This window comes from Nocardia aurea, from assembly GCF_003123685.1.
GTDB classification, from domain to species: Bacteria; Actinomycetota; Actinomycetes; order Mycobacteriales; family Mycobacteriaceae; genus Nocardia; species Nocardia aurea.
In genome coordinates this window covers 515,241-529,778 of the sequence record NZ_QCYJ01000103.1, presented here as the reverse complement: position 1 = coordinate 529,778, position 14,538 = coordinate 515,241, and the positions used below count along the sequence as shown (strand labels likewise).

The 14,538-nt window shown below is 68.7% G+C and carries 14 protein-coding genes; 3 read left to right on the top strand and 11 right to left on the bottom strand.

Features of this window, described 5'->3' with window-relative positions; genetic code table 11:
* Nucleotides 1-278: 278 nt before the first annotated feature.
* From DAT37_RS23625 to DAT37_RS23610, 4 genes are all read right to left on the bottom strand, one after another.
* Nucleotides 279-1,211 (bottom strand): CorA family divalent cation transporter, encoded by a 933-nt coding sequence (locus DAT37_RS23625; protein WP_157978631.1) that lies wholly within the window; start codon nt 1,209-1,211, stop codon nt 279-281.
* Between the two features lie 276 nt (nt 1,212-1,487).
* Nucleotides 1,488-2,303 carry a hypothetical protein gene (locus tag DAT37_RS23620; RefSeq protein ID WP_109526996.1) on the bottom strand — a complete coding sequence of 272 codons (816 nt, stop codon included), beginning with the start codon at nt 2,301-2,303 and terminating at the stop codon, nt 1,488-1,490.
* A 67-nt stretch (nt 2,304-2,370) separates the two neighbouring features.
* The gene (locus DAT37_RS23615) at nt 2,371-3,213 is read right to left on the bottom strand and encodes a DUF3097 domain-containing protein (RefSeq protein ID WP_109526995.1); all 843 of its coding nucleotides are present in this window, start codon (nt 3,211-3,213) and stop codon (nt 2,371-2,373) included.
* A gap of 57 nt (nt 3,214-3,270) precedes the next feature.
* Entirely contained in the window at nt 3,271-4,482 is a 1,212-nt protein-coding gene (locus DAT37_RS23610) for a DUF7373 family lipoprotein (protein WP_109526994.1), read from the bottom strand.
* Between the two features lie 198 nt (nt 4,483-4,680).
* Between DAT37_RS23610 and DAT37_RS23605 the strand changes: the two genes are divergently transcribed.
* The 3 genes from DAT37_RS23605 to DAT37_RS23595 are packed head-to-tail and all read left to right on the top strand — an operon-like array spanning nt 4,681 to nt 7,215.
* On the top strand, nt 4,681-5,112 hold the full coding sequence (locus DAT37_RS23605) for an NfeD family protein (RefSeq protein ID WP_109527362.1): 432 nt from the start codon (nt 4,681-4,683) through the stop codon (nt 5,110-5,112).
* Nucleotides 5,112-6,419: an SPFH domain-containing protein gene (locus tag DAT37_RS23600; RefSeq protein ID WP_109526993.1), complete on the top strand. Its 1,308-nt coding sequence runs from the start codon at nt 5,112-5,114 to the stop codon at nt 6,417-6,419. The genes DAT37_RS23605 and DAT37_RS23600 overlap by 1 nt, the downstream gene beginning before the upstream one ends.
* A 49-nt stretch (nt 6,420-6,468) precedes the next feature.
* Nucleotides 6,469-7,215 carry a serine protease gene (locus DAT37_RS23595; RefSeq protein ID WP_109526992.1) on the top strand — a complete coding sequence of 249 codons (747 nt, stop codon included), beginning with the start codon at nt 6,469-6,471 and terminating at the stop codon, nt 7,213-7,215.
* Between the two features lie 59 nt (nt 7,216-7,274).
* On the opposite strand, the gene DAT37_RS23590 is transcribed toward DAT37_RS23595, so the two are convergent.
* From DAT37_RS23590 to DAT37_RS23560, 7 genes are all read right to left on the bottom strand, one after another.
* Nucleotides 7,275-8,372: a hypothetical protein gene (locus DAT37_RS23590; protein ID WP_109526991.1), complete on the bottom strand. Its 1,098-nt coding sequence runs from the start codon at nt 8,370-8,372 to the stop codon at nt 7,275-7,277.
* A 71-nt stretch (nt 8,373-8,443) separates the two neighbouring features.
* Nucleotides 8,444-9,517: a ferrochelatase gene (locus tag DAT37_RS23585; RefSeq protein ID WP_109527361.1), complete on the bottom strand. Its 1,074-nt coding sequence runs from the start codon at nt 9,515-9,517 to the stop codon at nt 8,444-8,446.
* Entirely contained in the window at nt 9,517-10,350 is an 834-nt protein-coding gene (gene inhA / locus DAT37_RS23580; protein ID WP_109526990.1) for an NADH-dependent enoyl-ACP reductase InhA, read from the bottom strand. The genes DAT37_RS23585 and inhA overlap by 1 nt, the downstream gene beginning before the upstream one ends.
* Nucleotides 10,351-10,403: 53 nt before the next feature.
* A complete protein-coding gene (gene fabG1, locus DAT37_RS23575) occupies nt 10,404-11,126 on the bottom strand; it encodes a 3-oxoacyl-ACP reductase FabG1 (RefSeq protein ID WP_109526989.1) in 723 nt (240 codons plus the stop codon).
* A 94-nt stretch (nt 11,127-11,220) separates the two neighbouring features.
* Nucleotides 11,221-12,225 (bottom strand): VWA domain-containing protein, encoded by a 1,005-nt coding sequence (locus tag DAT37_RS23570; protein WP_109526988.1) that lies wholly within the window; start codon nt 12,223-12,225, stop codon nt 11,221-11,223.
* The gene (locus tag DAT37_RS23565; RefSeq protein ID WP_109526987.1) at nt 12,222-13,172 is read right to left on the bottom strand and encodes a DUF58 domain-containing protein; all 951 of its coding nucleotides are present in this window, start codon (nt 13,170-13,172) and stop codon (nt 12,222-12,224) included. The genes DAT37_RS23570 and DAT37_RS23565 overlap by 4 nt, the downstream gene beginning before the upstream one ends.
* A gap of 32 nt (nt 13,173-13,204) precedes the next feature.
* Nucleotides 13,205-14,401 carry an AAA family ATPase gene (locus DAT37_RS23560; RefSeq protein WP_109526986.1) on the bottom strand — a complete coding sequence of 399 codons (1,197 nt, stop codon included), beginning with the start codon at nt 14,399-14,401 and terminating at the stop codon, nt 13,205-13,207.
* Nucleotides 14,402-14,538 lie beyond the last annotated feature (137 nt).

Here is a 14,538-nt window from a genome sequence, read left to right as displayed (position 1 = left end):
CAGCGGCCGATGCACACCGGGACTTGATCGCTTGTCAGCAAATATCCTGCGCCACTGCTGGATTCGCTCGATCGTACCCACGGCCCCCGGCGGGACGGACACACCGGATCGGAGATTTCGTGAGTTCCACAACCCTCGGGAAGGGGGACTGTGAACCGCACCAAGGGCACGACGGCGACCGCCGTACCGCGCGTATCCTCTCGGCCGAACGCACAGATCCAGCGGGCACAATGTATTCGAGAAGATGGCGCGCCGAATATCGACTCGCGCCGCATATTTCAGCGCTCGCCGATCCTCCGGACGACGTAGACGAAGGGGATCACGGCCGAGGCGACGGTGATCGCCGTGGCGGCGAGGTAGCCGAACTCCCAATCCGGCATGCCGATGGCGTGCGCGAACGTGGAGATCAGGGTCGGCGGGAGACAGATCGCGGCCAGCAGAGTGAGGATCTCGACGAGCCGGTTGCGTTCGACGTCGAGCCGGGAACGCAGCGAGTGCTGGAGATAGCGCAGCGTGTCGTACTCGGCGGCCGCGTACTTCTCCACGCTGTCGATATCGTCCACGAGCGCGATCGTCCGCGCGTCGAGTTCGCTTGCGCACCAAGCGAGTTCACCCCGCATTCGGTGCGCGGCGCGCGCCAGGTGGCGTTGTGTCTCCCGCACCGGGGCGACGGCGCGCTCGACGGCGTCGAGGGCGGTGGGCACGCCGCGAAGTTCCCCCGTGACGGCACCGCGGTCGCGGCGACCGTCGGCGGTGCTCGCCGCGGCGAGTTCGGCGCGCACCGATGCCAGCGTCGCGTCGACCGAACGCAGGATGTCGCGCGATCCGTCGTTGAGCGCCCACAGCAGCGCGTACATCACACCGTAGGACGATCCGGTCAGCAGCGGGTCGCGGCTCATCTTCGCGATCGCCGCGTCGAAGGGCACGAACGGTTCCGTCGGCTGCCAGGTGACCAGGAATTCCTCGTTCACCGCGAAGACGATGGTGTCGCGCACCGGATCGCCGTCACCGCGCCGGTGATTCACCACCACCGGCACATAGAGGAAATCATCTGTCTCCCAGTCGCGTTCTCTCGCGGCGGGGAAATCGACGCCCAACCGTTCACGCAGAACCACGGCCGTCTCGGCATCGGTCATCGACAGCGGTATCCAATGTTTACCGAGTACTTCGGTGTCGAAGTGCTCGGCGGCGGGCGCGGTGGGGGTACGCACCGCTACCGCCCGCCGCCGCGGCGCGCCGGGCGCGTGAACAGTTCTGCCATGGCTGAACTCCAGATTCGGATTCGGTGTTGTTCGTGGCGCGGGCCGGTGTGGACCGCGCTCGCGCGCGGGCGAGGGCACAGGCCGCTCGTCCCGCTCGGATGGTGTCGATCGCGCACGAATCGTGCGCTCCAACATTAGAAACCGCCCCGTGTCCTCGTCAATCGACGAACAGGTTAAGCGGTGTAGACCACGTCGCGGCGGGGACCGGTCGGGTACGTGTCGGAACTAGCGACCGTCGCGCGCCGCCGCGTGCACGGCGACCAGTCTGGCCGCGCGGATCGCGTCCCACAGTGGACGCAACAGCGTCTCCTGCGCGCCGATGGCGCTGGCAGAGGTGGGCGAGGACGCCGGTTCACGCTGCGCCACCGTGAGAATCGCCGCGACGTGATCGGCGGTGTCGAGGATGCGCTTGGCGCGCAACGGAATCGACTCCGGGTAATCGTGACGTGAATAGTCGGCCAATTCCGCCTCGATCAATTCACGCGGATCGGATTCGACCGCGCCGACGGCGGTGGTGTGCAGTTGCATCAGCGCGTCGGCGGCATCGCGGACCGCCTCGCGCATCGTGTACTCGGCCTCGCCGAGACTCATATCCGACCCCGGCTCGGGGGGAATCGGGGTGCTGTAGATCGTCCACTGCAACGATCCGTCGTCGGCCCACAGCGGAATCAGGCCGGTGCCGTCCTGTCCGGGAACACCGATCAGCAGCCCTTCCTCGGCCTCGACGGCGTCGGCGGCGAAGATGGTCCCGACCGGAAGACCGCGCACGTCACCCGGCACCGGGAGCACCAGCCGCAGCCGCGCACCGGGCTGGGCCATGGTCTCCCGAATGACCTTGAACAGGGCCATCATCGCACTGCCCGCCAGATTGCCGCGCGAGGACCACGGCAGGTCGGAACGACCGCCGGTGGCCGGATCGCCCGCGGCGATGGTGTGCTTGGGCGCCCACTGCTGCAGGGCTTCCAGCACGTCGTCGGGCGCGCTGTTCCCGGCCAGCCAGGAGCCGGCCCACACCGTCAGCGTGGCACTAGGAGAGCACATAATCATCGAGCATAATATGACTGCCGCGATGAGGTGCGGCTGTCGCACAACCCTGGTGAGCTGCGTATTACGGCTCGGGCTCGCACGGCTCGGGTTCGGTCACGAAGTCGATCAGCCGTTCCACCGCGCCGATCAGCGGTGCTTCCAGGTCGCGGAAGGATCCGACCGCCTCGTAGACCCGGCGCCACCCCTGCTGCGGGGTGCCCCACCCCAGCCTGGCGCAGATGCCGGTCTTCCAGTCCTCACCGCGCGGCACCCGGGGCCACTGCTCGATGCCGACCGCGGCGGGCCGCACCGCCTGCCAGACATCGATGAACGGGTGCCCGGTCACCAGCACGTGCGGGCCGAGCCCGGTGGTGAGCTGAGTCTCCTTGGACCCGGTGACCAGATGGTCGACGAGCACCCCGACCCGGCAGCCCGGACCCGGCCCGAATTCGGTGAGGCGCTGCGCCAGATTGTCGAGCCCCTCCAGATGTTCGACCACGACGCCCTCCACGCGCAGGTCGTGTCCCCACACCCGCTCGACCAGCGCCGCGTCGTGCACGCCCTCCACCCAGATGCGGCTGGTCCTGGCCACGCGAGCCCGCAACCCCTCCACCCGTGTCGAACCCGACGCGGACCTGGTCGGCTGTTTAGGCGCCGCCGCGCGCGGACGCACCAGCGTGACCGGATTGCCGTCGATCAGGAACGCCGCCTCGCGCAACGCGAAAAGCCGCACCGCGCCGCGCGCGTCCTCCAGCTTCACGAACTCGCCGTCGTAGCTGCGGTCGAAACCGACTACCGCGCCGCAGAATCCGCTCGCGGCGTCCTCCACCACCAGGTCCCGCTCGGCGGTGACCGTCGGCACCACCCGCTTGTTCGCCCTCGGATGTCCCGAGAAGATATCGCCGTATCCGTCGCGCCCGCTCACCGCCCGAAACTAACACCGCCGCTACCGATCGAGGCGTAATCGGTAGCGGTGTGCCGGTCACAGACTGTTGGCGAGCAACGCGTATTGCGCGGCCACGCGCTGGCGCACATCGGCTTCGCTGTCTCCGGCGACGCCCGCGACGTAGCGCTTGTACGAGACGAAGCACACGTACCGGTAGTGCGTTTCGCTGTCGCCGCGATGGTTGAGGTGCTGGCAGGTCGCGCCCGGCACATCGTGCGGCGCGTCGACCGGATCGAAGGCGTCGCCCGAATTCGCCCGCAGGTACGCGATGAGCGCGGGAGCGCCGGAGGCGTCGCGCAACCGGTAGACGACGCTGTTGTCGATGCCGCCCGCCGCCTCGATACCGGTCTCCTCCAGCATGCGCCCCGCCACCGCCTGATTGGACGCGCCGTGCACGATCGCCGAGGGCGGGTGCACGCTGAAGGTCTCCGGATCGAGTTCGCGATCACGGTCCTCGACCACCACGCGGGCCAGCAGATCGTCCGGGTCGACCCGCAGGGTGTCCAGCTTGTCGATCGCGGTGGGCGCGAACGCCTTCGCCGTCGGGATCTCGGCGCGCAGGGTCGCACCGACCCAGCCGAGCAGGTTCTGCTCGTCGGCGTTCTGACGCTGGACGAAGACGAACAGGACGTACTCGCCGATGGCGACGAAGGTGCCCATATTGGGCACGCCGGGACGCCAATGGATCAGCGCGTCGGGGTAATCGGGATGCCGCACGCGCCGGTTCTGGTCCGGCGCGACCTGGAAATCGGTGTCCTCCAGATCGCGCGCGGCCTGTTGCGCGACAGCGGCGCTGCGGAAACGCATCAGCGACTGCAACACGACGGTGTCCGGCGTCGGCCCGGTCTGCTCCTGCGCGAACGGCTGGAACGGCCGATCCGCACCGATCGTGCGGTAGGCGACCACCATGTCGTAACGCTCCAGCACCGGTTTCGCGACATCGGCGAGGAATCCGTACACGGCGCTGTCGACGTCGGAGACGACATCGGAGTAGACCCCGGCGGTCAGCGACGAATCGATCCGGACCGAGGGAACGACCGCGTCGGCCATCCGGATACCTTCCAGCAGAGCGCCTCTGCCGTGCGAGTCCTGGTCGTACCGGTGCCGGTCGACGGGATACGGGCCGACCTCGAGGGTGCGCACATCGGGTTCGCCCGCGACGGGAGTGCCGGTGACACCGCAGCCGGTCAGCAGACTCGCCAGCGCCACCCCGGCGGCGAGCAACGTGATGCGTGATCGTCGAACCATCTCGGCATATCCCTCGTGTCGGTCGGTAACGGGGGCGACACGGCTCGCCTCCCTACACCGTCATCGCGGTACGCGTCGGCGGCGCAACCGCGTGCCCGTCCGCGCCCGGCATTCGTGACGCGGGTGTGATCGGAGCCGCGGCCGTCTCGGTTGGCGCTCTCGGCCCACGATCACCGCGATCGCACTACAGTGAAATTCGTGGCCGCAGTCGTGTGGCTCGTCGCGGGAGTACTGCTCGCGGCGGCCGAGATGCTCACCGGGGACCTCACATTGTTGATGTTGGGCGCCGCGGCACTCGGCACGGCCGGTGTCAGCGCCGCCGCCGACACCTCACTGGTCGTCGACGCGATCGTCTTCGGGGTGATCTCCGCGATCCTGTTCCTCGGGGTGCGTCCGATGCTGCGCAGGCGGTTCGGCACGCCGCCGCCCATTCCGACGAATGTCGATGCGCTGACGGGTAAGTCGGCACTGGTTCTGGAGGAGGTCGCCGCCCATTCCGGGCGCGTCAAACTGGGCGGCGAGGAGTGGACCGCCCGGCCCATGAACGCGGACGAGAGCTACGAGCCGGGCGCGACCGTGTACGTGATGAAAATCGACGGCGCGACCGCCGTCGTCTGGAAGGGACCGTAATGGCTGTACTGATCGTGGCCGCCGTCCTCGTCCTGCTGGTCGTGGTGGTGGTCTTCAAATCGATCGCCCTGGTGCCGCAGGCCGAGGCGGCGGTGATCGAACGGCTCGGGAGATATTCGCGCACCGTCTCCGGGCAGCTGACGTTCCTGGTGCCGTTCGCCGACCGTATCCGCGCCAAGGTCGACCTGCGTGAACGCGTGGTCTCCTTTCCGCCGCAGCCGGTGATCACCCAGGACAACCTGACCCTGCAAATCGATTCGGTGGTGTATTTCCAGGTCACCAGCCCGCAGTCGGCCGTCTACGAGATCAGCAACTACATCGCCGCGGTCGAACAGCTCACCGTGACCACGCTGCGCAACGTGGTGGGCGGGATGACGCTGGAGGAGACGCTGACCTCCAGGGACCAGATCAACAGCCAGTTGCGCGGCGTACTCGACGAGGCGACCGGCCGCTGGGGTCTGCGGGTGGCGCGCGTGGAACTGAAGGCCATCGATCCGCCGCCGTCGATCCAGGAATCGATGGAGAAGCAGATGAAGGCGGACCGCGAGAAGCGGGCCATGATCCTGACCGCGGAAGGTCAGCGCGAATCGCAGATCAAGACTGCCGAGGGCGCCAAACAGGCGCAGATCCTGTCCGCCGAAGGTTCCAAGCAGTCCTCGATCCTTTCCGCGGAAGGCGAGCGGCAGAGCCGCATCCTGCGCGCCCAGGGTGAGCGCGCGGCCTCGTACCTACAGGCCCAGGGACAGGCGAAGGCCATCGAAAAGGTTTTCGCGGCAATCAAATCCGGTAAGCCGACCCCCGAACTGCTCGCCTATCAGTACATGCAGACGCTGCCGCTCGTCGCGCGCGGCGACGCGAACAAGGTGTGGTTGGTGCCGAGCGATTTCGGCAAGGCGCTGGAGGGATTCGCCAAGAGTTTCGCCACCCAGGGCCAGGACGGCGTGTTCCGGTACGAGCCGCCCGCCGAGGAGCCCGCCGAGGCCAGGGCCGAGGACGATTCCGATGTCGCCGACTGGTTCGACACCGCGCCCGACCCGACCATCGAACGCGCGGTGCGCGCCGCCGAGGCGACCGCGCGTACCTCGGTCGAAGATCTCGGCGTCACGCCGGGGCATCCGCCGGTGCCCTCGCCGCATCAGCAGGTGATTCCGACGCGGGAAGAGCCACAGCAGTCACCCGCGTTGCAGAAGCCACCCGCGTCGCAGGAACCACAGCAGGCCCGGGAACCGCAGCAACCGCCCGCCGACCCACCGCCCGCCGACCCCTACGGTCGGCCGTGGCAACCGCCGGAGAGCTACCGCCAATAGTGTGCGGCGACCGATCGAACAGTCGACGCGCACGCACGGGAGGCCCGGTATGACACGCGCGCACCGCGCGGCCGTGCTCGCCACGGCCGCGCTCGTCGCCGTCGCCGTCCCGGGTACGGCCGGGGCGATCGTCGGCGGCGGCGAGGTCGACGCGGCGAGCTATCCGTGGCTGGCCGCCGTCGGCAGTCCGCTGTTCCTCACCCGCCCGTCGGGGCAGTTCTGCGGCGGTGCGCTCATCGCGCCCGACCGGGTGCTCACCTCGGCGCATTGCGTGCAGATCGCACAACCCGTCCCCCGCGCGCTGTCGGTGACGTTCGGCCGCACCGATCTGCGTTCGTCGGACGGCGAGACGGTGGGCGTCACCGATATCCGCCTGCATCCCGGATTCCGCGAGACCTCCTTCGGCGGCACAGCCGTGTACCACGACGATCTGGCGATCCTCACCCTTGCCGCGCCACGTCCCGGCCGCTTCGCCGAGATCGGCGCCGCCGACGCGACGACGGGTTCGATACTCGGCTGGGGCGCCACCTCGGAAACCGACATCTCCGGCACCCGATTGCGCGCGGCGAGCGTCCCGATGGTTTCCGACGCCGAATGCGCGGCGGTCTACGGCCCCGCCTTCGACCCGCGAGATATGCTCTGCGCGGGCTCGACCACGGCCGATACCGGCGAATACGACAGCGGCGGACCACTTCTCGTCGACGGATTCCTCGCCGGGATCACCTCGTGGGGTAACGGTGTCGCGCGCCCCGGCTTTCCCGGCGTCTACTCCCGACTTCCCGCCACGGACTTCTAGATCCCGCGGCATCCCCCTGTTTTTCTCGGTGTCGCCACCGTGATCGCGACGGGGTTCGATCAGGGATTGGCGTCGAATATCTCGGCTGCCACGGGGGCCAGTTGATCGGCTACCGCACAGGAGCCGGCGAACAGGCGGATGACCACCTGGCCGCGCGTCGCGGCGGAACTCGTGGTGCCGGTGGTCGTGCCGGAGGTTGTCGTAGATGGTTTGGGCGTGGCGACGGAGGCGAGGGGCGGGCCCGCGGTCATGCTGACGAAGCACGAGCCGGTCGCCGGGGATTCCTCGCGCAGGGCGGCGTGCCCGGCGACGTCGACCGCCAGCTGCCCCTCGGCGGGCTCCAGGGCCTCGGCGGCGGGACGGAGCAGGAAATCCACGGTGACCGTCGAGCCGTAGCGGCCCGCGGCGGATCCGTCGACGCGGAAACTACAGGTGTAGGGGCGGGTTTGGACGTCGAAGCGCGAGATCGTGTAGCCGGTGGGGACCGCGGGCATCAGTTCGCACGGGCTGCGATCGGCCAGCGTCGTCGTGACGGTGGCGTCCGCGCGGCGGGGGGCTCTGTTCTCGCGCAGCGCCGAGACCAGCGCGGTGGCGGCGTCGGTGGCGACCTGACAGTTGAGCTCGGAATCATCGAACCCGGCGCCCTCGACCCGCGCCCAGGGCGTCGCGGTGGCGGCTCCGTCGTGCGAGGACGGCTGCGAACCTGGCAGTCGCAGCGGCACCTTGAACGCGCAGTCGGTGTCCTCGGCGGCGGTCCGGGCGACGATCACCGTCTCGCCCGCGATCGGGCGGGTCTCGGTCTCGTCGGGCGCGGGGGCGTCACCGGCCAGCGCGATCGTGGCCAGGCCGGAGGCCCGGGTACGCCCGGCCGTGGTCACCCCGACCGCGCAGTCGTCCAGACCCCGCGCCGGTCCCGCCGAAGCCGCCCGGGTGTAGGCCGCGAACTCCTCGCCGTCGAAGAAACCGCACGGATCGAGCGCGCGCACCTGGTCGGCGATCTGCAATTTGTGCTGGTCGACGGCGGGCACCCGGACCCCGAACGTCGCCACCGCGGCCGACGGCGCGTCGGGCGCCTGTGCCTGCTGTTCGGTCGAACATCCGGCAAGGGTCGCCGAGACCAGGGACACCGCCAACAGCACACGATGTCTCGCACGCATGCACTTCCCCCTCGCAGACAGGACTGGGCCGGAGGGTACCAAACCGCGCGCGTCGCCGGGACCTCGACCGGCTACCCGCCTGCCCCGCCGGTTCCCGACGGCCGCGCGGGCCTGGTCACCGCACAGCAGCCGATCGCGCACGACTCCCCGTCCGCGGTGCCGCCGTATCCGGGGACCGCGCCCATCCGGCGCACCTGCCCGCCGGACACCCGCTCGCCGATCAGTTCGACGACCATACGGGCGAAACGCGGATCGGTGCCCGGCGTGGCCGCCCTGGCGAAGGCCATGCCCAATTCGGCGGCGCGCACCTTCGCCTCGTTGTCCAGATCCCAGATCACCTCGAGGTGGTCGGAGACGAAACCGACCGGGCACACCACGACGGCGTCGACGCCCTTGCCGGACAGATTCTCGAGGTGGTCGACGATATCGGGATCGAGCCACGGGACCTGCGGCGGACCGGAACGCGACTGCCATACCAGATCGAAGTCGGCGAATCCGGTTGCCGCCGCGCACAATCGGGCGGCCTCGGCCACCTGGCGACTGTAGAGCCTGCCGCCGTCGTCGGGCGGGCCCGCGGCGAGATCGGCCGACACCGGAATCGAATGCGCGGTGAAGACCAGGCGCGCGCGATCACGCCGCTCGGCCGGGATCTCGAGCACCGCCGCGCGGATGGCGTCGGCGAAGGCGTCGACGAACAGCGGATGGTCGAAATACTGGCGCAATTTCACCAGATGCGGCGCATCGGCGCCGAAAGCCGCGCGCGCCCTGGCGATATCCTCGTCGTATTGTCGGCAGCCCGAATAGCCGCCCCACGCGGAAGTCGGGAAGACCAGCGCCGAGGTGACACCGTCGGCGGCCATCCGCGCGACGGTGTCCTCGACCATGGGATGCCAGTTCCGATTGCCGAAATACACCGGCAATCGCGAACCCGCGCCGTCCAGTTCGGTCTCGATCGCGGCGATGATGTCGCGATTGAGCCGGTTGATCGGCGACACCCCGCCGAAATGCAGGTAGTGCCGCGCGACCTCTTCGAGTCGTTCGCGCGGCACTCCACGCCCCCTGGTGACGTTCTCCAGGAACGGCATGACGTCCTCGGCGCGTTCGGGGCCGCCGAAGGAGAGGACGAGCAGGGCCTGGTAGTCCATCAGGCGGTCGGCATATCCTCCGGCAGCCACGTGTTGTGGCTGGCGCCGCCGTCGACGTAGATGATGGAGCCGGTGGTTCCCGGCAGCCAGTCCGACAGCAGCGCGCAGATGGATTTGGCGACGACGGTCGGGTCGTCGACGTCCCAGCCGATCGGCGAAGCGCCGTCCCAGTAGGTGTTGAGCTGGTTCATCTTCGCCGCGTCGTCGGTGGCGGTGCCCGCGATGGCCTTGGCGGCCAGCGTCTTGATCGGGCCTGCGGCGACCAGGTTGGAGCGAATCCGCTTGGCCGCGCCCACCTCTCGCGCGACGTAACGGTTCACCGACTCGAGCGCGGCCTTGGCCACACCCATCCAGTTGTAGTACGGCATCGACGTGCGCGGATCGAAGTCCATGCCGACGATGGAGCCGCCCTCGTTCATCACGGGGAGCACGGCGCGGGCCAGCGAGGCGTAACTCCACGCCGAGATCTCGAACGCCTTGGCCGCGTCGGGGCCCGGTCCCTCGAGGAACGGTTTCGCGTCGGGGCCCATCAGGGTGCGCGGGGCGAACGCGATGGAATGCAGCACGCCGTCGATGCCCTCGGGCGCGACGGCGCGGATCCGATCGGCGAGGGTGCTCAGGTGCTCCTCGTTGGTGGCGTCGAGTTCGATGGCGGGCGGCACCTCCTTGGGCAGCCGCTGCGCGATCCGGTCGATCAGCCGGAGCCGGTCGAAACCGGTGATGATGACGCGCGCGCCCTGTTCCTGCGCCACCGCGGCGGCGTGGAACGCGATCGAGGCATCGGTGATGATGCCGGTGATCAGGATGGTCTTGCCCTCGAGCAGTCCGCCCATGAGTGTGTGGTTCTCCTGTGTCAGGTGTGTCGGGTCGGGAAAGGACAGGGGCGTCAGTGGCCCATGCCGAGACCGCCGTCGACCGGGATGACCGCGCCGCTGATGTAGGCGGCGTCGTCGGAGGCCAGGAAGCTGACCGCGGACGCGACTTCCTCGGGCTGGCCCATGCGCTGGGCCGGGATGCCGTATTTGAGGACTACCTCGCGCATTTCGTCGGTGACGTCGTTGCGCGTCATATCGGTATCGATGAAACCGGGGGCGACGACGTTGGCGGTGATGTTGCGCGAGCCGATCTCCATGGTGATCGAACGCGCCATACCGACCAGGCCCGCCTTGGAGGCGGCGTAGTTGACCTGACCCGGTCCGCCCTTGAGGCCGACCACCGAGCCGAGGAAGATGATCCGGCCGAATTTCGCGCGCAGCATGGCCCGGTTGGCGCGCTTGGCACAGCGGAAGGCGCCGGTGAGGTTCGCGTCGATGACGCGCTCGAACTGTTCCTCGCTCATCCGCATGAGCAGCGTGTTGTCGGTGATACCCGCGTTGGCGACGAGTACCTCGACCGCGCCCTGCTTCTGCTCGATCTCGGTGAACGCCTGATCGATCGATTCGGTGTCGGTCACATCGCATTTGACGCCGAGCATGCCTTCGGGCGCTCCGGAACCGCGATGTGTGACGGCGACCTTGTGACCATCGGCCAGCAGACGCTGGGCGACCGCGAGTCCGATACCGCGATTTCCGCCGGTCACCAGGACCGACCGGGATGTGATGTTGGACATGAGCACAACCTATCTGTTCGGGTTCGCATGGCGACGCCCGGGCACCACACCCTGTGAGATGCCACTACGCGGCGGAGCCGGGGCAGTCGTCGAGCTAGGGCAGGCGTTGACGATAGAGCAATCCGGTCACCACACCGGCGGCGACGAGCAGCATGCCGAGCAGCAGCCACGGTCTGGAGGCGTCGCCCCTGGTCGTCTCGTAGCCGATCTGCTCTTCCAAGGTGTCGTAGACCGCGGTGAGTTCCTCGAGACTGGACGCGGTGTAGAACTCGCCGCCGGACAGTTTCGCGATCTCCTGGAGCGAATCGTTGTCGACGGGCACCTTCACCCGCTGCGCGCCCTGACCGTCCTGGTCGGGAATCTCGACCGAACCCCATTCGGTGCCGAAGGAGATCGTCGAGACCGGGATGCCCTTCTGCTTGGCCAGGCGCGCCGCGGTGAAACCGTGTCTCGGATTCTCGGTGTCCTTGTCGTCGGGCACGGTCTGCTTACCGTCCGACATCAGCACCACCCGGGCCGGCGGCGGTGTCTCCGCGCCGCCGAGCACGCTGGCCAGGGTATCGATCGAATTGAGCGCGGTCAGAATGCCTTCACCGGTCGCGGTGCGTTCGGCGAGTTTGATGTTGTCGATGGCGGCCTTGACGGCCTCGCGGTTGGTCGTCGGCGACACCATCACCGACGCCGTGCCCGCGAAGGTGACGAATCCGAGGTTGATGCCGGGGGTCAGACCGTCGACGAATTCCTTACCGGCTTCCTGGGCGACCTGCAGCCTGCTCGGTGGCACGTCGGTGGCCTCCATGGACAGCGAGACGTCCATGACGAGCACGACGGTCGCGCGGTTGCGCGGCACCTTCTGCACCGCGGTCGGGCCCGCCGCCGCGATGGTCAGGAACACCAGGCCGACCAGCATCAGCGCCACCGGCACGTGCCGCATCGGACTCGGCCGCGACGGGGCGACCTTCTCCAGCATCTCCATATTGCTGAACCGCAGCATGTGCTTGTGCCTGCTGCGCTGCACCAGCACGTAACCGAGCGCGATGAGTCCGACGACGATGAGGAAGGCGAGCCAGATCAGCGCGGTGAAATGCGAAATACTCACTGGCGCGGGGCCTGTCCGCTCGGGGCGCCGAAACTGTGACGCCGGGTGGAGACGAACCGGACCACGTCGGTGATCCAGTCCCGATCGGTCTGCAGGGTCATCACCGGGGCGCCGCAGCTGCGCAGCGCCTGCTCGACCTGCTGCCGATGACGTTGCGCGGCGGCGGCGAAATCCGCGCGCAGCGTCGGCGTCACGCTGAATTCGCGGGTCCGACCGGTCTCCGGGTCGTGCAGCACCACGTCACCCATATCGGGCAGTGCCAGATCGCGGGGGTCGAGCACCTCCACGGCCAGCAGGTCGTGACGTGCCGAGATCGCGCGCAGCGAACGCTGCCAATCGATATCGCCGAGGAAATCGCTGATGATCACCGCGAGACCGCGTTTGCGCTGCGGGCGGCGCAGCGATTCGATCCCGGTGCGCAGGTCGCCGCGCACCCCGTCGCGGGCGTGCGGGGTGGTCGCGATACTGCGCAGCAGTGATTGCGCGTGCACCCGGCCGCTGCGGGCCGGAATACGGACGAGTTGTTCGCCGGTGGCGACCACGGCGCCGATCCGGTTGCCGCCGCCGCTGGTCAGATGGGTGATCGCGGCCGCCGCCGCGATGGCGAGATCACGTTTCTGGCAGTTGGCGGTGCCGAAATCCAGACTGGCCGACAGGTCGACGACCATCCAGGTCTCGAGTTCGCGGTCGGCGATCATCTGCCGCACGTGCGGGTGGGTGGTGCGGGCGGTGACCGACCAGTCCATCTGCCGCACATCGTCGCCGGGCTGGTAGGCGCGCGCCTCACCCGGCTCCGAACCGGGGCCGGGGATCAGGCCGAGGTGGTCGCCGTGCAGGACGCCGTCGAGACGTCGGCGCACGGTCAGTTCGAGCGTCTTCAGCGCCGCGGTGAGCCGGGGATCGGTCAGTTCACCCGAACGGAACGAGGGCGGTACGTGTGCGGACATCGGCGCTCGGGCAGCGGGATCCGGTGCGGCCGTCACTTGGGCTGGTTGTTGCCGGCGGCCGGTGCCATCTGGCCGACGTGCGGCTGGGGTGTCGCCTGCGGCGGGGTGGGCGGCTGCGGGATCTGCGATTGCGGGGCGGCAGGCCCTGCGGGCACCGCGGGCGCGGCCGGGGCGGAATTCGGGGCGACGGCCTGCGGGGCGACCTGCGGCAGGCCGACGGTCTGGAGCACCCGCTTGATGACGTCCTCCGGGGACACCTCGTCGGCCAGCGCGTCGTAGGACAGCACCAGACGATGGCGGAGTACGTCCGGAATCACCTCGACGACGTCCTGCGGCACCACGTAGTCGCGGCCGCGGATCAGGGCGACGGCGCGGGCCGCGGCGATGATGCCGAGGCTGGCGCGCGGCGAAGCGCCGTAGGAGATCCAGTTCGCGACGTCGGGCATGCCGAAGTCGAGCGGCTTGCGCGTCGCCGCGATCACCCGGACCACGTAGTCGACCAGCGCGTGGTGCACGAAGGTGTTGGCGGCGACCTTCTGCAAGCGGATCAGTTCGGTCGGTTCGAGGATCGCCTTGGCCTCCGGCGGGGTGACACCCATCCGGTAGATGATCTCGCGCTCTTCCTCCACCGACGGGTAGTCGACGACGACCTTGAACAGGAAGCGGTCGCGCTGCGCCTCGGGCAGCGGGTACACGCCCTCGCTCTCGATCGGGTTCTGCGTCGCCATGACGAGGAACGGATCGGGCATCGGGTAGGTCTTGCCGCCGATCGACACGTGCCGCTCGGCCATCACCTCGAGCAACGCCGACTGCACCTTGGCGGGCGCGCGGTTGATCTCGTCGGCGAGGACGAAGTTCGCCACCACCGGTCCGAGTTCGGTATCGAACTGCTCGCGGCCCTGGCGGTAGATACGGGTACCGATGAGGTCGGTCGGCACCAGGTCGGGGGTGAACTGGACACGCGAGAAAGAACCGCCCACCACCTTCGCGAACGTCTCGACCGCAAGGGTTTTGGCGATACCCGGCACACCCTCGAGCAGGACGTGACCGCGGGCGAGGACACCGACGAGCAGCCGCTCGACCAGGCGATCCTGGCCGACGATGACGCGCTTGACCTCGTAGATCGCTTTCTCGAGAATCTGGACGTCTCGCTCCAGCGTGGACGCGGGCTCCGGCGCATCCTTCGCCAGGTTCGCCCCGCTCACACCATCCGTCGAAGTCACCAACATCCCCGCTTTCGCCTTGGTCCTGTGCGTGCTGACCCAACTATTCCAGGTAATTGCCGCACATGCCGCAACCGGCTCCGCTAACAGCCGAATTCATGGTCTGTTCGCAGGGTACGCACGGAGTTCTCCCAGGCTGTCGC